This is a genomic window from Nocardia jinanensis, from assembly GCF_014645735.1.
In the GTDB taxonomy this organism is placed as follows: domain Bacteria; phylum Actinomycetota; class Actinomycetes; order Mycobacteriales; family Mycobacteriaceae; genus Nocardia; species Nocardia jinanensis.
Genome location: NZ_BMMH01000008.1, coordinates 98,943 through 117,169 on the forward strand (window position 1 = coordinate 98,943; position 18,227 = coordinate 117,169).

14 protein-coding genes and 4 tRNA genes are annotated in these 18,227 nt (G+C 66.9%); 7 read left to right on the forward strand and 11 right to left on the reverse strand.

The features are described 5' to 3' along the window. The first annotated feature begins 93 nt into the window (after positions 1–93). Positions 94–654, forward strand: coding sequence for a GNAT family N-acetyltransferase (locus IEY68_RS19815; RefSeq protein WP_308434983.1), 561 nt, complete (start codon positions 94–96; stop codon positions 652–654). Positions 655–763: 109 nt separating this feature from the next. On the opposite strand, the gene IEY68_RS19820 is transcribed toward IEY68_RS19815, so the two are convergent. The 3 genes from IEY68_RS19820 to IEY68_RS19830 form a co-directional block, all read right to left on the reverse strand. Then, complete coding sequence (locus tag IEY68_RS19820) at positions 764–1,855, reverse strand: 3-deoxy-7-phosphoheptulonate synthase (RefSeq protein WP_058853816.1); 1,092 nt, start codon at positions 1,853–1,855, stop codon at positions 764–766. Positions 1,856–2,112: 257 nt separating this feature from the next. Continuing rightward, positions 2,113–2,580 carry a carboxymuconolactone decarboxylase family protein gene (locus IEY68_RS19825; protein WP_058853815.1) on the reverse strand — a complete coding sequence of 156 codons (468 nt, stop codon included), beginning with the start codon at positions 2,578–2,580 and terminating at the stop codon, positions 2,113–2,115. Between the two features lie 99 nt (positions 2,581–2,679). After that, positions 2,680–3,558 (reverse strand): oxidoreductase, encoded by an 879-nt coding sequence (locus tag IEY68_RS19830; protein WP_058853814.1) that lies wholly within the window; start codon positions 3,556–3,558, stop codon positions 2,680–2,682. A 191-nt stretch (positions 3,559–3,749) separates the two neighbouring features. On the opposite strand from IEY68_RS19830, the gene IEY68_RS19835 reads away from it, so the two are divergent. After that, positions 3,750–5,372, forward strand: a complete 1,623-nt coding sequence (locus IEY68_RS19835) for a (2,3-dihydroxybenzoyl)adenylate synthase (protein ID WP_058853813.1) — start codon at positions 3,750–3,752, stop codon at positions 5,370–5,372. A 46-nt stretch (positions 5,373–5,418) separates the two neighbouring features. Here IEY68_RS19835 and IEY68_RS19840 read toward each other — a convergent pair whose 3' ends face one another. Beyond that, positions 5,419–6,732: a salicylate synthase gene (locus IEY68_RS19840; RefSeq protein ID WP_058853812.1), complete on the reverse strand. Its 1,314-nt coding sequence runs from the start codon at positions 6,730–6,732 to the stop codon at positions 5,419–5,421. A gap of 237 nt (positions 6,733–6,969) precedes the next feature. Here IEY68_RS19840 and IEY68_RS19845 point away from each other — a divergent pair, with 237 nt between their 5' ends. After that, positions 6,970–9,459, forward strand: coding sequence for a glycerol-3-phosphate 1-O-acyltransferase (locus IEY68_RS19845; protein ID WP_058853811.1), 2,490 nt, complete (start codon positions 6,970–6,972; stop codon positions 9,457–9,459). Then, positions 9,456–10,904, forward strand: coding sequence for a 1-acylglycerol-3-phosphate O-acyltransferase (locus IEY68_RS19850; protein WP_063916297.1), 1,449 nt, complete (start codon positions 9,456–9,458; stop codon positions 10,902–10,904). Before IEY68_RS19845 ends, IEY68_RS19850 begins: the two co-directional genes overlap by 4 nt. A 28-nt stretch (positions 10,905–10,932) precedes the next feature. Here IEY68_RS19850 and IEY68_RS19855 read toward each other — a convergent pair whose 3' ends face one another. The 6 genes from IEY68_RS19855 to IEY68_RS19880 all read right to left on the reverse strand — a co-directional run bounded on the left by IEY68_RS19855 (position 10,933) and on the right by IEY68_RS19880 (position 13,142). Then, positions 10,933–11,652, reverse strand: coding sequence for a polyprenol monophosphomannose synthase (locus IEY68_RS19855; protein WP_267886557.1), 720 nt, complete (start codon positions 11,650–11,652; stop codon positions 10,933–10,935). A gap of 164 nt (positions 11,653–11,816) precedes the next feature. Next, positions 11,817–11,999, reverse strand: coding sequence for a hypothetical protein (locus IEY68_RS19860; RefSeq protein WP_058853809.1), 183 nt, complete (start codon positions 11,997–11,999; stop codon positions 11,817–11,819). A gap of 77 nt (positions 12,000–12,076) precedes the next feature. Further along, positions 12,077–12,150: transfer RNA gene (locus IEY68_RS19865), tRNA-Phe, on the reverse strand. Between the two features lie 55 nt (positions 12,151–12,205). Next, positions 12,206–12,282: transfer RNA gene (locus tag IEY68_RS19870), tRNA-Asp, on the reverse strand. Between the two features lie 27 nt (positions 12,283–12,309). After that, positions 12,310–12,385 (reverse strand) — tRNA-Glu (locus IEY68_RS19875). A 94-nt stretch (positions 12,386–12,479) separates the two neighbouring features. After that, positions 12,480–13,142 (reverse strand): TetR family transcriptional regulator, encoded by a 663-nt coding sequence (locus IEY68_RS19880; RefSeq protein ID WP_058853808.1) that lies wholly within the window; start codon positions 13,140–13,142, stop codon positions 12,480–12,482. Between the two features lie 874 nt (positions 13,143–14,016). Between IEY68_RS19880 and IEY68_RS19885 the strand changes: the two genes are divergently transcribed. Beyond that, positions 14,017–14,089 (forward strand) — tRNA-Lys (locus IEY68_RS19885). Between the two features lie 468 nt (positions 14,090–14,557). Then, positions 14,558–15,526, forward strand: coding sequence for an acyl-ACP desaturase (locus IEY68_RS19890; RefSeq protein WP_058853807.1), 969 nt, complete (start codon positions 14,558–14,560; stop codon positions 15,524–15,526). Positions 15,527–15,904: 378 nt separating this feature from the next. Here IEY68_RS19890 and IEY68_RS19895 read toward each other — a convergent pair whose 3' ends face one another. Beyond that, positions 15,905–16,534, reverse strand: coding sequence for a hypothetical protein (locus IEY68_RS19895; RefSeq protein ID WP_058853806.1), 630 nt, complete (start codon positions 16,532–16,534; stop codon positions 15,905–15,907). 259 nt (positions 16,535–16,793) lie between these two features. Here IEY68_RS19895 and dusB point away from each other — a divergent pair, with 259 nt between their 5' ends. Further along, complete coding sequence (gene dusB / locus IEY68_RS19900) at positions 16,794–17,942, forward strand: tRNA dihydrouridine synthase DusB (RefSeq protein WP_082681182.1); 1,149 nt, start codon at positions 16,794–16,796, stop codon at positions 17,940–17,942. Positions 17,943–18,227 lie beyond the last annotated feature (285 nt).

Here is an 18,227-nt window from a genome sequence, read left to right on the forward strand (position 1 = left end):
TCCGGCCCGGCGGCGCCCCGGTGCGGGGGCACCGGAATTCGGGTGCCGGAAAGCATGTCGGACTGCCACCATCATGGGATGGAGGAGTGCATATTGTCCGATGGGACCATCTGGCTGAGCCGCCCGGCGGATTCCGATATCGAGGCGATCATCGAATGCTGTCAGGATCCGGCGATCGCTCGATGGGTGACGATCCCGGTTCCCTACGGCCGCGCCGACGCCGAATACTTCGTCCGCACCAGATCGGCCGAGGGCTGGGCCGGCAGCAGCCCCACCTGGGCTATCCGGCTCGGTGAGCACGGCCGGCTCGTCGGCACCGTGGGCCTGGGGGTCCGCCCGCAGGACGAGGGCTCCGCCGAAATCGGTTACTGGGTCGCCGCCGGGCACCGGCGGCAGGGACTGATGTCCCGAGCCATCGCACTGGCGTGTGATTTCGGTTTCGACCCGCAGGGTATGGGCTTGACCCGCATCCAGTGGCGCGCCCTCGTCGGCAACCACCCCTCTGCCGCCGCGGTCCGCAAACACGGATTCCGGTACGAGGGCCTCTCCCGGCTCGGCAGTGTGCTGCGCGGAAGTCGCCGCGACCATTGGATGGCCGCCCGCCTGCGCACCGATCCGCCCGGTCCGGCGGACGGCTGGCCGGCCGGGGTCTGATCCGCGGAATTCGTCGTATCGGGCGATATCGCCGCCGGACTGCACGATTGTCACCGTCCGGCCGGCCGCGCCGCGGACCCGTGATCCGTACGGCGCAGCGACCGGATCGTCAGCGCCGGCGGCGCTGGGCGACGGCGTCGGCCAGCCGGTCCAGCTGGGCGGCGGTGGTGTCCCAGTCCATGCAGGCGTCGGTGATGGACTGGCCGTAGGTGAGGTCGGCCGACCGTCCCAGAGTGAGGTCCTGGCGGCCCTCGACCAGGAAGCTCTCCAGCATCACACCGACCACACCGGGTTCCCCGGCGGCCAGCCGTTCGGCGATATCGGCGACGACAACGGGCTGGCGCCGGTGGTCCTTGTTGCTGTTGCCGTGGCTGGCGTCGACGACGATGCGCTGCGGCAGTTTCGACTTCTCCAGCCGCGCGCACGCGTCGGCCACCGAGGCGGCGTCGTAATTGGTGCCGTTGGACCCGCCGCGCAGGATCACATGGCAGTCCTCGTTGCCCGCGGTGCGGATGAGCGCGGAACGGCCGTCGAGATCGGTACCCGGGAACACATGGCTGGCCGCGGCCGCCCGGACCCCGTCCACGGCGACCTGCACATCACCGTCGGTCCCGTTCTTGATCCCGACCGGCATGGACAGCGCGCTGCTCAGCTGCCGGTGCACCTGGCTGGCCGCGGTACGGGCGCCGATCGCGCCGTAGGAGACCAGATCCGAGATGTACTGCGGGGTGATGGGGTCGAGGAACTCACAGGCCACCGGCAGACCCAGCGCGGTGATGTCGAGCAGCAGCTGACGGCCGATACCCAGACCGGTGTTGACGTCGAAGCTGCCGTTGAGATGCGGATCGTTGATCAGACCCTTCCACCCCAGCGTGGTGCGCGGCTTCTCGAAGTAGACCCGCATCACCAGATGCAGCCGGTCGGACAGGTCCGCCGACGCGGCGGCCAGACGCCGGGCGTAGTCGAGGGCGGCGGCGGGGTCGTGTACCGAGCAGGGACCGACCACCACCATGAGGCGGTCGTCGAGTCCGTTGAGGACCTCGACGGTGGATTTGCGTCCGGCCCGGACGATGGCGGCGTGATCGTCGGTGATCGCGTGGACCCGGCGTACCTCGGCAGGCGAGCGTAACGGGCTCACGCTGAGGGTGCGCTGATCGTCCAGATCGGAATGGTGGGCGTCGATATCGACTGCGGTTGTCATCGTGGGTGGTGTCCTTCTCGTTCGGGCCGACCCACGGAAACGTTTGCCCGTCGAGCCGGTCTTATCCGGCTCGGGGGTGAAACTGGTCAGCGCGCGGGGTAGCGGCAGACCGACCCGCCCCGGGCCGGCTTGCTAAACCAGAAATACACGCGCTGCACGATTGGTCACGGTACCAGGCGGTTGACCGCAGATGTCGATCCGGGGCGGAATAGCCCGAAAGAAAGTGATACTCAACACAATTCCGCCCCGCTATCGTTTCAGAACATACCGGGCTCGTAGTTCCCGGCCGGGGTGTGGGCGATGGCGTTGAGCCGGTTCCACGCGTTGATCGTGGCGATGGCGACGAGCAAACCGCCGATCTGGTCTTCGTCGTAGTGTTTGCGGACGCGCTGCCAGGTGTCCTCGCTCACCCCGCCGCCGTCGGCCAGCCGGGTGCCCGCCTCGGTGAGTTCGAGCGCGGCGCGTTCGGCCTCGGTGAACACCGTCGCCTCCCGCCACGCGGCGATCAGGTTGATCCGCAGCGAGGTCTCCCCGGCGTGCAGGGCGTCCTTGGTGTGCATATCCAGGCACATCGCGCAGCCGTTGATCTGGCTGGCGCGGATCTTCACCAGCTCATAGGTGGCGGCGGGCAGGCCCGAGCCCTCGGCGACCTTGCCGGCGGTGGTCAATCGCTTGACGTAGCTCGCGGTGACCTTGTTCTCGAAGAGATTCACGCGGGGTTCCATGTCGGATTCCTTTCGTTCCTGCCTTGTCACAGAGAAAGACGAGATACCGAACGCAGGTGTGACATCCCGCCGGAATCACCGTGCGCGGGCCGGTACGGATCAGGCCGAGAAATCGAACTTCACATCGGTCGACCGCTCCGAGAGCTCCCATAGCGAACGGGCGGTGAGCTGGTCTTTCGCCCGTTTCGAACAACCGGAGGGGCCCGGGTGGCCACGCATTCCGCCCAGGCCGGTGGGCCCGTAGTACGCACCCGGCTCCACGGGGGCGGTCGCGGCGAAGAGTTCGGGCAGCGCCCCCATCTCCGCGCTCTGCGCGAACACCTTGTTGCCGATGTTCATCACTGAGTCGAATACGGTCTCGGTATGCGACTGGAGGCCGGTTGCCGCATAACCCGGATGGGCCGCCAGCGATAGTTTCGCCGATCCGGCCGCGGTGAGCCGGCGCTGCAACTCGAAGGCGAAGAGTAGATTCGCCAGCTTCGACTGCCCATAGGCAGACCAGCGCTTATATGGCCGCCGCTCCCAGTTGAGATCGTCGAGATCAATGGCTCCCGCGGCGTGGGCGCCGCTGGACAGGGTGACGATCCGCTCGCCGATCTTGCCCACCAGCAACCCGGTCAGCGCGAAATGGCCGAGATGATTGGTACCGATCTGCATCTCGAAGCCGTCGGCGGTGCGCCGCAGCGGTACCGCCATCACGCCGGCATTGTTGATCAGCACATCCGCGCTCGCCACCCCGGCGGCGAATTCGCGGACCGAGGACAGATCGGCCAGATCCAGGTGCCGGACCTGCGCCCGCTCCCCGATCTCGTCGGCGACGGCCTGCCCCTTGCTCACATTCCGGCAGGCCAGGATCACCTGCGCCCCGGCACCGGCGAGGGCGCGCGCGGCAACCGCGCCCAGCCCGCTGTTGGCACCGGTGATGATGACGGTTCGACCCTGCTGATCGGGGATGTCCCCGACGCCCCAACCACTCATGTGGCGAGTCTAATGCGCGCCGGCGACGTGTACCGGGCATGACGGACCGGGTATCGCACAGGGATCCGCATCGCCCGGTCAGCGCCGGGACCTGCGTGAAAGCGATCCGACCTTCCCAAATGAGATAGGTTTGCCTAACCTATTACCGGACCGGAAACGCGCCGCACACGCTTTCGAGTCCCTGTTTCCCTATGAGGCATATCGTGACTTCCACCGCCGCCGGCACCCACCGTGACGGCTATGTTCCCTTTCCCGCGGATCTGGCCGATACCTACCGTGCCGCCGGCTACTGGACCGGCAGAACCGTGGACGATCTGCTCCGCGATACCGCCCGCCGCGGCCCGGAGCGTCCGGCACTGCTCGGCGACCGGCCGCTGACCTATGCCGAACTGGACACCGAGGCAGACCGGATGGCCTACGGATTCCTGGCCCTCGGTATCGCCCCGGGCGATCGGGTGATCGTGCAGCTGCTCAATACTCCCGAGTTCGCGATCACGCTGTTCGGGTTGCTGCGCGCCGGCATCATTCCGGTACTCACCTTGCCCGCGCACCGCCGGGCCGAGATCGAGCACCTGGCCGGCCTCTCCGGTGCGGTCGCGTACCTGGTCGCGGACCGCCAGGGCGATTTCGACTACCGGGAACTGGCCGCCGGCCTCCTGTCTGCCGTCGGATCGTTGCGCCATGTCCTGGTCTCGGGCGAGCCCGGCGAATTCACCGAGCTGATGTCCATCGCTCGCGACAGCGGATCGCTGCCCACGATCGATCCTGCCGATATCGCCCTCATGCTGGTATCCGGCGGTACCACCGGGCTCCCGAAACTCATCGCCCGCACCCACGACGACTACGTCTACAACGCCACCGCCAGCGCGGCCGTATGCGAACTCGGCGACCGGGACATCTACCTGGCCACGCTGCCCGCAGCGCATAATTTCCCGCTGGCCTGCCCGGGCATTCTCGGCACCGTGGCGACCGGGGGCGCGGTGGCCTTCACCACCGATCCCAGCCCGGAGAGCGCTTTCGCGGTGATCGAACGCTTTCGCGTGACCGTCACCGCGGTGGTGCCGCCGCTGGCACAACTGTGGTCGGCCGCCGTCGAATGGGAGGACGCCGATATCTCCTCCCTGCGGCTGTTGCAGGTCGGCGGCGCGAAACTGGCCGAGGTCAACGCGCGCGAAGTAGCGCCCGCGCTGAACGTGACCCTGCAGCAGGTGTTCGGCATGGCCGAGGGACTACTGAACTTCACCAGGCTCGACGACGACCCCGATATCATCTGCACCACCCAGGGCCGGCCGCTGTGCCCGGCCGACGAGATCAGAGTGGTCGACGAGGACGGCGCCGATATCGCGCCGGGCGTGGAGGGCGAACTGCTCACCCGCGGCCCGTACACCCTGCGCGGCTACTATCGCGCGCCCGAGCACAATGCGCGCGCCTTCACCCCCGAAGGTTATTACCGCAGCGGCGATCTGGTGCGGCAGCTGCCCAGCGGCCACCTGGTGGTGTCGGGACGGATCAAGGATGTGATCAACCGGGGCGGGGAGAACATCTCCTGCGACGAACTCGAGGAGCATCTGCTCGCTCACCCGGCCGTCCGGCACGCGGCCGCTGTCGGCCTGCCCGACCCCGCTCTCGGCGAAAAGGTCTGCGCGGTACTGGTCGTCACCGGCGATACACCGACCCTGGCCGAGATCAAGGAGTTCCTCACCGGTCGCGGCCTGGCCACCTACAAACTCCCGGATGTATTGCGCCGAGCGGACACCCTGCCGCTGACCGCTGTGGGCAAGATCGACAAGAAAGCCCTGCGCACCCAGGGATAGATCGGGTCGCCGGACCCGACCGTCTCCCCCGGGGCAGCGTGGCGCCCTACGCCTTCACCACGTAGGGCGCCACGCTGCCCAGCTTTTCGCAGGTCTCCTCGAATTCGCGATCGGGCCGGGACTGCGCGACGACTCCGGCGCCCGCGCGCAACCACGCGCCCTCCCCGGTCTGGTACACGGCGCGCAGGACCAAAGCGGCCTCCAGCGCGCCGGTCGGTGAGACCATCAGCACCGCGCCGGAGTACAGGCCACGCGGACGGTCGTGGCGGAACACCGAATCCACTCCGGGTCTCTTGGGAATACCGGAGGCGGTCACCGACGGGAAGATAGCGTCCAGCGCGTCCCACGCCGTGCGTCCGGCCGCGAGGCGCCCCCGCACCGTCGAGGCGAGATGCTGCACACTGCCGCGTTCGCGCACCGCCATGAAATCCGATACCGAGGTGGTGCCCGGTTCGGCGACCGTATTCATCTCGGCGAAGCAGGTCTGCACGGAGAGGGCGTGTTCGACGATCTCCTTCGGATCGGTGACCAGTTCCGCCCGGGCCGCGCTGTCCATCTCGGCGCCGAGGCCGAAAGCGCGGGTGCCCGCGAGCGGTTCGGTACTGACCATTCGTTCGTCGTCCACCGACAACACCAGCTCCGGGCTGAACCCGGCCGCCTCCAGACCGCCCAGCTTCAGCAGGAACGATCGAGCGGGCGTGTTGTGCGCCCGGCCGAGCCGATAGGTGGCGGGGATATCCACTCTGAACGGCAGTTCGACCTTCCGCGACAGGATGACCTTCTGGTACCGCCCGGAATTGATCTCCTCGACGACCTCGGCGACGCGCTCCCGGTACCCGGAGTTGTCGATCCGCACATCCACCGGATAGGGCTGTGGCAGCGCGCTGTCCTGTGCACGGGCGATAATGTCGGCCAGAGTGGCAGCCTCCTCGGGGCCGGCACCGGTGATCCATACCGCGCCGGAGGTATCGATGCGCACCTCCACACGTGGAATCACGAGATGGACCAGTGGGGTGCCGGGGCGCAGATACCCAGTGGCCCCCAGCGACCACGCGCAGAATTCGAATCCGATCCAGCCGTATGCGTTTCGCCCGGTCATCGGTAGTGCGGCGAGGACACTGTTCATCACCCCGGCCGGGCTCCCGGCCCAGGGCCTGGCGGTGGTCTCGGCCGCCCAGGTGATCCGTAGTTCGTCGGCGTCGAGTTCGACCGTGCCGATCGGGTCCGCGGCGAAGACCCATTCACCACCGCGCTCGTAGACCACGTAGTCGCCGAAGTGGTCCTCGGCGGCCAGGCGGGACATCGCTGCCGCCGGGTCGGTCACATACTCGGCGCGTAAACGTTCGTCCGTAGTCGACAACGATCCTCCAAGGCTAACCGGCCAAACCAGAAAGTAAGGTTAGCATTACCTCTCTTTATCGGGTGGTGTGGAAACACCGGAAACGTGCCAAACAACCCCAATGGCGCGAGAGCCGTCCATAGTGGTTGGCAACGAGTAGTTTCAACCGCCGACAACGATCGGGCTCTGCCGTAGGAGTCGCGCGGAGTTCGCCCAGACGCGGGGCCTGTCGCCCCATCCGAGCAGAGGATCCACACCATGATCGAGCACCGCGGTGGAGCCCCGGCCACCTCCGAGCTGCCCCTTGAATCGGTGGTCGCGCTGGTGGATTCGACCTCGGCGACCGAACGCGAACTGATCGGGCGGTGGATCGCCGAGGGCGGGCTCGCGGCCGAGTTGGGGGTGGATGCCCCGGTGACCCAGCTCGACCTGGACGCCGGTGCCATCGCCGACCGGCTCACCGGCCGCGCGGACGATCCACTGGTGGTCCCGGTCCGGGTGCTGTGGCTCCCGCCCGAACGCGACGGCGTCCGGCGGGTGACCTTCGGTGACCTCGCGCTGCTCACCAATCCCCGCCGCCCGAACCGGCTCGCCCAGCGGCGCCTGGTCGAGCATTCCCCGGACCGGCACCTGGTGCTCACCGGCAGCCCGGCCCGGCTCGGCGAACTGCGAGCCAACAATCCCGAGGCGGCGGCCCTGCACCGAACCGGCACCGCCGAACCATTCGCCCGCGCGGTGGTGCGGGCCGCGGTGGTCGCCCTCGAACGCGCCGAACGCGGCGTGATCGGCGACCGGTACAAGGTGCCCCGTCTGGTCGCCGAGGAGATTTTGGACTCGCCGGAGTTCCTGCGGCGGCTCGAGGTGATCGCCGACGAGTCCGGGTCCGATCCACAGGACGTGCACCGGCGCGCCGAAAAAGCACTCAACGAACTCGTCGCCGCGCAGAGCCGCACGGTCTCGGATCTTTTCACCCAGGCGATGCGGCCGGTCCACGCGTCGACCTGGAAGGTCGATTGCGACGAATCCGGGCTGGCCGCGCTACGTGCGCTCAACCGGCGCTATCCGCTGGTCTTCCTGCCCTCGCATCGGTCCTATGTGGACGCGTTCGTACTGGGCGATGTGCTGGCCCGCAACGATTTCCCGCCCAACCATGTGGTCGGTGGCGCGAATCTGCGGTTCTGGCCGATGGGTCCGATCGCCCGGCGCACCGGAACGATCTTCATCCGGCGCAGTTTCGGCGGGGATACGGTGTACCAGGCGGTGGTCGAGGAGTACTTCGGCTATCTGATGGCGCGGCGGTTCAACTTGGAGTGGTACTTCGAGGGCGGCCGCACCCGCACCGGCAAACTCCGCCCACCCCGCTACGGACTGCTCAACTACCTGGCCGCGGCGGTCCGGCAGGAACGGATCAGCGACGCGCTCCTGGTACCCGTGTCGATCACCTACGAACGACTCAACGAACTCGGCGCCATCGCCGACGAACAAATGGGCGGCCGCAAGAAATCCGAGGGTCTGGCCTGGCTGGCCCGCTACGTCCGCAACCAGCAGCATTCGGCCGGACACGTCTACGTCCGGTTCGGCGATCCGCTCTCGACGCGGGAACGTCTCGCCGCGCACGGCGATCCGCTCGTTTCGCGACCGGTCATCATCCCCCTGCACCGGACCGACCCGGCCGATCGCAACGTCGCACAACCGGTCGACCCGCACGACTCGGTCGGGGAAAGCGAACGCCTGGCGGTACAGCGGCTCGCGTTCGACGTGGCGGTGGGCATCAACTCGGTCACCCCGATCACGGTCAACGCCCTGGTCGCCCTGGCCCTGCTGGGCGTACACCAGCGGGCGCTGACCCGAGCCGAGGTCTGTGAGGTCCTCGCACCCGTACTGGACTACATCGAACAACGCGATCTGCCACGCGGCGAGATCGCGAAACTGCGGGACGAGCAGAGCCTGGCCGTGGTCCTGGAGCAGTTATCGCTCGCGAATGTGGTCACGGTCTATCGCAGCGGGGTGGAACCGGTGTACTCGATCGAGGCGGGTGCCCACCTGGAAGCCGCGTTCTACCGCAACAGCGCGGTGCACTGGTTCGTCGACCGCGCCATTGTGGAGCTGGCGATCCTGGCCGCGGTGGAAGCCGCGCCCGAGGATCCGGCCGGCGGCGCCGTCGGACCGGACGCCGACGCCCTGGACTTCGGCTGGGAAGAGGCCTACCGATTGCGGGATCTGCTGAAATTCGAGTTCTTCTTCCCGGACCGGGCCGAATTCGCCGAGCGGATCACCGCGGAGATGCTGCTGGTGGACCCCGGCTGGCGGTCCCGCTCCCGGGACACCCTCGGCAGCGAGATCCTGGGCGCGCTCACCGGTACGGGTTTCATGATGGCCCACCGGGTGCTGCGCTCGTTCTTCGACGCACAGCTGGTGGTGGCCGAACGGCTGGCCGCCCGGGAATCGACCGCGCAGATCGACCGCAAGGAGTTCATCGACGAATGCGTCTCGGTCGGCCGGCAGATGCTGCTACAGCAGCGGCTGCACAGTACGGAGTCGGTATCCACCGAACTGTTCGCCAGCGCCCTGAAACTCGCCGCCAACCAGGGGCTGCTCGAACCCGCCGACCCGGAATCGGCGGAATCGGTGACCGGACTCGCCGAGCGCCGCCGCGAGTTCGCCGAACGGCTGCGCACGATCGGTATCCGTATCTCACGCGCCGCCGCCCTGGACCCCTCCAATCTCCCGGCGGGACGGATCCGATGAGCGCACCGGAAACCGGAACCGGCGGCGGCCCTGCCCCGGCCGCCTCGGCAACGACGATCGACACGCTGGTCGCGGCCATCCGCTCCGGGCCCCACGGCGGCGAGATCGGAGCGGTATTCGACCTGACGGCCCTCGCGGAGCTGAAATCGGCGCCGGCAGCACGGTGGCGCGGCCCCGATCGCGACCTGACCGGCACCCTGTTTGACCAGTTGCGCCACAGCGGTGAGAGTTCGGCGGCCGATATCCTCGAGCGCGCCGTGCGCAACGCTGCCGGCCGGACCCCGGAAGACCTGACCGCGGTCGGCGAGCGCCTGTTCGAACGTGGCTGGTACGACCGGCTGCGCCCCGAGTTGCTGCGACTGGTCCAGGAACATATCGCCGCCGGGCACACAGTGGTGCTGACCGGGGATTCGGGCGAATTCCAGTTACGCCCCGCGGCTGCCGCCCTGGGTATCCCCTATGTGCTCGGCACCCGGCCGGCGGTGGCCGCCGACGAGCTGACCGGTCTGATCGAGGGCGAGGTGTTCTACGGCCCCGAGAAGGCCGAGGCGGTCTCGGAATTCGCGGCGACCCACGGGATCGACCTCGCGCTCTCCTACGTCTACAGCGGTAGCGCGGGCGACCTTCCGCTGTTGTCCCGTGCCGGGACACAGGTGCCGATCGCACCCGACCCTGTCCTCGCGGCGACCGCCGCCGAGTACGGCTGGGCCGCACCCGCCGTCGCCCCGCGGACCGCACCGCGCCCGGCCGACTATCTCCGGACGCTCCTGGGGCTTCTGGCGCTGCTCGGCGGGGCGCTGTACGGAGTGTTGCGCAAGTCCTACACCCGCGACCGCCGGGCCATGGCCGATGCCCTCATGAAGTACGGCACGGCCTGGCCGCTGTGGCTCTGTGGGATCCGGCTCCGGGTCACGGGTACGGAGAACGCCCGGGGGCCGCGCCCGGCGGTGTTCCTGTTCAACCATCAGAGCCAGTTCGACGTGCTCATCGTTCCCGCCGTACTCGGCGGCAACGTCACCGGAATCGGTAAGAAGGAACTCATCCGGCATCCGATCTTCGGGCCGCTGATGAGGTTCGTCGGCGTCACCTTCATCGACCGTTCGAACACCGACCTCGCCAAAGCCTCCCTGGCCCCCGTGGTGGACACCCTGCGCGGCGGGCTCTCCGTCGCGATCGCCCCGGAGGGCACCCGCTCCTACACAGCGCAGCCGGGAAGATTCAAGAAAGGCGCCTTCCATATGGCCGAGCAGGCGGGCGTGCCGGTGATCCCCGTGGTGATCCGCAATGCCGCCGATATCGGCAGACGGGATTCGATGATCGCGCGACCGGGCGTGGTCGATGTGGCGATCCTGCCGCCGATCGAAATCGGCGCGGGCGAGCTGGACGAGAAGGTCGCCGAGGTCCGGCAACGCTATCTGGACACCCTGCGCGACTGGCCGCGGTAACCGCCGCGATCGGCCGGCACGACCAGTGTCAGAGCGCGCGGCCCAGCAGCAGCTTCCACGGCATGAGCGCCGATTCCAGCTGCACCTTGAAACTCATCTTGGAGTCTCCGAGAGTCCGCTCCTCGAAGCGAATGGGGACCTCGGCGATCTCGACGCCCTGTTTCTTGGCCCGGTAGTTCATCTCGACTTGGAACGAATAGCCGTTGCTGCGGATGGAGCCGATATCGATGGCGCGCAGCGTATCGGCCTGCCAGGCCTTGAAACCGGCGGTGGCGTCCTTGATCCCGAGCCGCAGGATGGCGTTGACATAGAAGTTGGCCCACGCGGACAGCGCCTTGCGGTACCACTTCCATTCCGCCGCGGTCGAACCACCGGGCACATAGCGGGACCCGAGCACCACTCCCGTACCCGGCCGCTTCAGCTCCTCCAGCATGGCTGGGATCACCTCGGCGGGATGGGACAGGTCGGCGTCCATCTGGATCACCACATCCGCGCCCTCCTCGAGCGCGCGAGTGATCCCGGCGATGTAGGCCCGGCCCAGCCCGTCCTTCTCGGTGCGGTGCAGCACCGAGACCGCGTCCGGAAACTCGGCGGCCAGCTTCTCCGCGGCCTCACCGGTGCCATCCGGGGAGTTATCGTCGACTACCAGTACGTGCAGGTCCGGCACGGGTAGCGCGGTCAGCCTCTCCACCGCAACCGGCAGATTGTCCCGCTCGTTGTAGGTCGGCACAACAACGGTAACCCTCAAGGGTCGCCCTCCCTGCTCACCTGGTCTCGCCCGGCAGCCGGTACATCAGGCCGCGGGCGTCGCTACGAATTACCCGTGAACGGTAGCCCAACCGCCCGCCCGGGCATGCAGCGCACCGGTCATAGCCTCGCTGAGCGCGGGCGTCGGTAGACTCCGGCGGGGGTTCAGTCGCCCTCGCGCCACGTCCGGTCCGCCGCGTCCTGCGTGGCGTTGCGCTGGTGCGCGATCTCGATCGCTCGTTCGGCCGTGGCCTGATCCGGGTAGGGGCCCATACGGTCCCGGAACCAGCACTGACGCCCACGCTCGGCGCGCTGATGCTTCAAGCAGTAGTACCACCGTTCGGCCATACTCTCAGCATTCCACCGGACCGGCGTCCGAAACAGCAGAAACCCCCCGACCGTGACGATCAGGGGGTTGATGATTGTGGCCAGGGCCGGGATCGAACCGGCGACCTTTCGCTTTTCAGGCGAACGCTCGTACCAACTGAGCTACCTGGCCGCAGGCACCCGGAACGAATGCCATCCGATGGAAGCCGGATTGCTCCGGCATCCATTGGCGACCCTGACGGGACTCGAACCCGCGACCTCCGCCGTGACAGGGCGGCGCGCTAACCAACTGCGCCACAGGGCCTTGCTGTGTGCCACCTACTCACGTAAGTGGTACCCCCTACGGGATTCGAACCCGCGCTACCGCCTTGAAAGGGCGGCGTCCTAGGCCGCTAGACGAAGGGGGCTCGTCCCGGATTTCTCCGGACCGGCTTTCAACGGCTGTCCGTTGGGAGCTCGCATAGCTTATGACAGGGTGAACACAATTCCCAAATCTGCTGGTCAAGCGGGCGAACCCAGCTCTTCGAGCCGTGCGCTCGCCCGCCATCCCGACCGGCCGAACTCCTCGTTCCACGCCGGGGTACAGGTGGCCTGCACCAGCACCTCCAGCGACTCCCGGAACCGGGTCCGCAGATCGGGCTCACCGCCGTGGGCTTCGACCATATAGCGCTGACCGATCAGCGCGCCGGTGAGCGTACGGGTGAAACGGCCGGGGTCGGTATCCGGACGCAACTGCCCCCGCTCGATCGCCCCGACTGTCAGGTCACGGATGGCCACGGAGAGCATCGGGCAGCCACCGTGGCCCTGCCGATGGAAGCCGGGATCGATGACGAGCCGGAATTCGGCCTGCACGATGATGTCGTGTTCGAGCCGCAGCGCCAGCTCGTCCAAGACACCGTGCAGAATGTCGAGCGACCCGAGGTCCGTACGAACGAGCCAGCGATCGATTGTGATGCGGTACCGCTCGATCGCCGAATCGAGTACGGCCCGTGCCAGATCTTCCTTCGAATCGAAATGGAAGTACATGGCACCCTTGGTCGCCCGCGATCCCTCCAAAATACGGTTGAGCGAAGCCGCGGCATAGCCGCTCTTCCCGAACTCAACGGCGGCGGACCGGATAATTGCCGCCCGTGTCCGACGGGCCCGCTCTTGCTGCCGTGCCATGCTCGAAACGCCTCCGAAGCTTTGTGCAATCCCCGGGGTTTCCACCCGCGGAATGCTCGCGACCGTTCATCCGCCTTTGACAAGCGGGCCGGCGTCGCGAACTTATCCTGTTGAATGCCGACCTTCGGTCGGTTTATTGACCTGTACCGAACCTTTGGTACGAAACCCAGCCCGTCGTGGAAACACACCGGCTGGTATAATTCGATAGCCCGGGTGCGCCGCAGGGGGTGCGCATCCGGGCATTCCGTCGCGCTGTTCCTGGTCCCCCATCCGCCTCCCGCAGCGTCGAACCGAGTGACACTCCGAATTCGCTGATTCGTAACGGTACTCGGAATCTCGTACCGGCATGCGGTAAACCGATGCAGCGGGCTACCATTTCGGCACGCGGATTTCGTGAACGCGACACGATCGGCGGAAACCGAATGGCCGAGCGAATCCTCCGGTAACGCAGGATCTTCCATCGCCCGGCCGGGCCCTGGACCAGTACTCAGCCGGCCACTCCGACCTCTCGGTGCATACCGTCTCGCTCATGCGTGCCGAGGGGCCCGCAACACCCCCGGAGACGAGCTCCCGGACCCCACAGCTGCGAGAAATCTGCCTTTACCGATCCAAAGGCATTGGTATCCAACATATTTGGATCGTATCGTGCTACCCGTTGTATCAACAATGCCACAGGTACCGTGATACAGGACCCATGGGTATGGTTTCCGGCCCGTGGGAGCCGCCCCGACGGGCCGACCTCCCCCTACCCACACGGCCGCACCGGCGAGCCCCGACCCGGAAGCGGACGGAGAGCCCCGCCGGGTGACGGAAAGCACCAGCATAGCCACCCGATTACGAGAAATCCGGACTCTCCCATTACACTTGCGCCCGCGCCCCTATAGCTCAGTTGGTAGAGCTACGGACTTTTAATCCGCAGGTCCCAGGTTCGAGCCCTGGTGGGGGCACTTCGGGCCGCCCGGTCACCGACCGGGCGCCCATCTCCGGTCGACGGCTCCCGGCCGTTCCTTTCCTCATGTGAGTTCGACCAGCCTCGACCCGGCCACACTGTGAACCGGACCGACCCGTGCGATCTCGACCGAGAACGCCCTGGATCGACCTTCCCACCCATGGGAGGCCGACAGAGCGGGTTGATCAGCGCGGAAACCCCCGGCCGGGTGCACTCCACCCACGACCGATGTGCCATTTCCCACGGCCGCTAACGCTATCGGGACACCCTGCGATAGGCCCATGACAGCGGATCCGGCCATACACTCGGGTGTGACCGCCCGTGCCTGGGACACCTGCGCCAACGTGCGCCTTTCTCGGTCTGATGCGTTTCGCATCACACCTACGGTGCCGTAAGGTAGGGCCGCATCGGCAACGGTTTACATCAGGTGACCCGCACGAACGCAACATATGAAGGGCTTGATTACATGGCAAGGGATCTGACTCAACTCGAGCTGCTCACGGAGTTGGAGACGGTTGCCGAGCAAAACGTCGACCGGCACCTCTCCATGGCAAAAGAGTGGCATCCGCACGACTACGTCCCGTGGGACGAAGGTCGCAACTTCGCCGCACTCGGCGGACAGGACTGGGACCCCGACCAATCCAAGCTCAACGAGGTCGCCAAGGCGGCTATGGTCACCAACCTGCTGACGGAGGACAATCTGCCCTCCTACCATCGCGAAATCGCCGAGAACTTCTCTCAGGACGGTGCCTGGGGAACCTGGGTCGGTCGCTGGACCGCCGAGGAGAACCGCCACGGCATCGCGATCCGTGATTACCTCGTGGTGACCCGCGGCGTAGATCCCGTCGCGCTGGAGCAGGCACGCATGATTCATATGACCAATGGTTTCGCCTCGCCCACCGAAGCCGACGCCGGCTTTCTGCATTCGGTCGCCTATGTGACGTTCCAGGAACTTGCCACCCGGGTCTCGCACCGTAATACCGGCAAGGTGTGCGACGACGCCATCGCCGACCGGATGCTGCAGCGCATCGCGGCCGACGAGAACCTGCACATGATCTTCTATCGCAATATGTGCGGAGCGGCCCTGGACCTCTGCCCGGACCAGGCGCTGGATGCCATCACCCTCATTGTGGAGAATTTCCAGATGCCCGGCGCCGGTATGCCGAATTTCCGGCGCAACGGTGTGCTGATGGCCAAACACGGCATCTACGATCTACGTCAGCATCTCGAAGAGGTCGTTCAGCCGGTCCTGAAGAAGTGGGATGTGTTCGGCCGTAACGACTTCACCCCGCGCGGCGAGGCCACCCGGGAACGCCTCGGCAATTTCCTGGAGAAACTGTCCAAGGACGTCGTGAAGTTCGAGGAGCAGCGCGACCGGATGCTCGCCCGCGAAGCCGCCAAACGCGAGAAGGCATTCGCCACGGTCAACGGCTGAGCCTTCCCGACTGTTGAGAACACGATGAGACCGCCGGCATCACCGGCGGTCTCGTCCTGTCCGGATGGGTATTCGTAGGCCGGTCTGGTCCCGATTCCGACGCGACAGAGCGACCGAGCGCAGCAACCTCGCGTGCAGCCGACCATCCCTGGATCGGCAACCACCGGACACTGACAGTGCCATGACCCACCCAGCCCGGCCGAGACGCACCGCAGTACTCACCTTCCGTCTACTCCGGATGGTCCACCTCAGTAGGCGGGGCCCGCCCCGGTTCTGGAGCGACGAAGCGAAGGAGCGCAGCGACTGAGCGAAGGAGTGAAGAACCGGGGTTAACAGGGCCCCGCCCGCCCCGCCGAAGGCGGGGCAAATAGATACAGCTCACTTCATCGGCAGGGCGCCGTCCACACCACCCACATCCGTGATCTGCCAGCCGGAGTTCTCGTCGAGCGTCACCGTGTAGGTGACCGTGGTCTGCGCCCCATCCGGATTCTGGGCGTTGGTCGAAGTCACGTTCACGAAAACGTTCACCTTGTAGACCCCGTCCTGTTCGGACATGACCTTCGCCGTGATGGGGGTCGCCGTAGAAGTCCACTGCAGCGGCACCAGGATCTGCTCCAGTTTCGGCGCGGTGCCGTCGAACTTGCCGGACAGTTGCGGGCTGGTGTTCTCCTTCAGCGCCGCGATCCAGACGTCGAGATCCTTGAAGTTCACCGTGGCCGCACCGACGGCGTAGTCGGTGGCCAGTTGTTCGGCTCGATTGTCCGCGGCCGCGCGCTCGTCACGATCGGTCAGCTCACCGCGCGCCGTGAAATACAGTACGGCGAATACGATCGCCGCCACCGCGAGCACCGCCACGACCGCGCCCCGGACGAGGCTGGACACCCGGATCGAGACGGTGCCCGGGCGGGATGGGGCCGGCGCCGTTTGCGCGGGGCCGGCGACCGGGCCGCCGGCTTCGGCAGCAGACTTCTCCGGCTCGCGGACGGCGTCGTCGGTGTTCTCGGCCATGGTGATGTCGTCCTCTTTCGATTGCTCCCGATCCGGGGCGATGCCCGGCGGTGTATCCAGCGGAAATCGGGCGTCCGGCGGTTCCGGCGTTCACGAGGCTAGCGCCCGGTCCGGACCGATCCGGCACTACCCCGTGGGCCGCGCAGCTCCGCCCCGACGACCGGTATCGCAGGCAGGAGGGTCGCGGCAGGGCGGGATCTGTGGCGGTGAGGCACCCGACAGTGACCGAGCCGGGGCGCTCGAGGGAAAATAGAACACTGTGCAAACACAGCTGGAGCAGGAGACAGGTTTACGGATCGGCCCCTACCCGGTCGATCCGCCGGTCGTCCTCGCCCCGATGGCCGGAATCACCAATCTCGCCTTCCGCAAACTCTGCCGGGAGTTCGGTAGCCCGACCGCGATCTATGTATGCGAGATGATCACTGCCCGCGCGGTGGTGGAACGCAACGAGAAAACGCTGCACATGATGTCGTTCGACGAGGGCGAATCCCCGCGGTCGATGCAGCTCTACGGTGTGGATCCGGCCACTCTGGGTGAGGCTGTGCGGATCATCGTCGGCGAAGGCTGGGCCGACCATATCGATATGAACCTCGGCTGCCCGGTGCCCAAGGTCACCCGGCTCGGCGGCGGGGCCGCACTCCCCTACAAACGGAACCTGTTCGCCCGGATCGTCCGGGAGATGGTCCGGGCTGCCGAACCCGCGGGTGTCCCGGTGACCATGAAGTTCCGTATCGGCATCGACGACGACCATCAGACCCATCTCGATACCGGCCGCATCGCCGAGAGCGAGGGCGCGGCCGCGGTCGCCCTGCACGCGCGGACCGCGGCGCAGCGCTACTCCGGAACGGCCGACTGGTCGGCCATCGCGCGCCTGAAAGAAGCGGTCACCACCATTCCGGTGCTCGGCAACGGCGATATCTTCAGTGCCGCCGACGCCGTCGCGATGATGGCGCAGACCGGATGCGACGGGGTCGTGGTAGGGCGCGGTTGCCTGGGCCGGCCCTGGCTGTTCGGCGAACTGAGCGCTGCGCTGCAGGGCGAGCCCGCGCCGGTACCGCCCACCCTCGGTGAGGTCGGCGCGATCCTGGCACGCCATGCCGGACTGCTCGCCGAACACCACGGTGAAGAGAAGGGCATGCGCGACCTGCGCAAACATATGGCCTGGTATTTCATGGGGTTCCCGCTGGGCGCGGACTTGCGGCGTAGTTTCGCGACAGTGTCCTCGCTGGTAGAACTCGGCACACTCATCGACCAGCTCGATCCCACCGTCGCGTTCCCGCAGGACGCCGAGGGTCCGCGCGGCCGGCAGGGTTCACCGGGCAAGGTCGCTCTCCCACACGGCTGGCTGGACGACCCCGAGGACGGCACCGTTCCAGCGGCGGCCGATGTGATGCACAGTGGCGGCTGACTGCACTCAGCGGCGGTCGATAAATTCGACACGCCGGGAAGCCACGCCGGTAAATCGTCGTATGCACGTGCAAACATAACTGCGGGCAACTTTCCAGCATTTACCGCTTTTGCTGCCCTCTCGTAATGTCCGAGTGGCTCTCAGTGGCGAAATCGTTATCATTGCGGAATCCCGCGCAGCCTTTCGAGCACGGCTGTGTCGGCAGTGAGTTGCGGAAAAGCGAGGTTCATTAGTGGGTGACGATCGGCACGGGCGATCACCACGGCCCGGAGGTCGCGCACCGTG

Bases quoted from the DNA above. Each gene is read 5' to 3' on its own strand.
- IEY68_RS19820 (WP_058853816.1), bottom strand. From the start codon at position 1,855: ATGACAACCGCAGTCGATATCGACGCCCACCATTCCGATCTGGACGAT.
- IEY68_RS19845 (WP_058853811.1), top strand. From the start codon at position 6,970: ATGATCGAGCACCGCGGTGGAGCCCCGGCCACCTCCGAGCTGCCCCTT.
- IEY68_RS19850 (WP_063916297.1), top strand. From the start codon at position 9,456: ATGAGCGCACCGGAAACCGGAACCGGCGGCGGCCCTGCCCCGGCCGCC.
- IEY68_RS19860 (WP_058853809.1), bottom strand. From the start codon at position 11,999: ATGGCCGAACGGTGGTACTACTGCTTGAAGCATCAGCGCGCCGAGCGT.
- IEY68_RS19835 (WP_058853813.1), top strand. From the start codon at position 3,750: ATGAGGCATATCGTGACTTCCACCGCCGCCGGCACCCACCGTGACGGC.
- IEY68_RS19880 (WP_058853808.1), bottom strand. From the start codon at position 13,142: ATGGCACGGCAGCAAGAGCGGGCCCGTCGGACACGGGCGGCAATTATC.
- IEY68_RS19830 (WP_058853814.1), bottom strand. From the start codon at position 3,558: ATGAGTGGTTGGGGCGTCGGGGACATCCCCGATCAGCAGGGTCGAACC.
- IEY68_RS19890 (WP_058853807.1), top strand. From the start codon at position 14,558: ATGGCAAGGGATCTGACTCAACTCGAGCTGCTCACGGAGTTGGAGACG.
- IEY68_RS19825 (WP_058853815.1), bottom strand. From the start codon at position 2,580: ATGGAACCCCGCGTGAATCTCTTCGAGAACAAGGTCACCGCGAGCTAC.
- IEY68_RS19895 (WP_058853806.1), bottom strand. From the start codon at position 16,534: ATGGCCGAGAACACCGACGACGCCGTCCGCGAGCCGGAGAAGTCTGCT.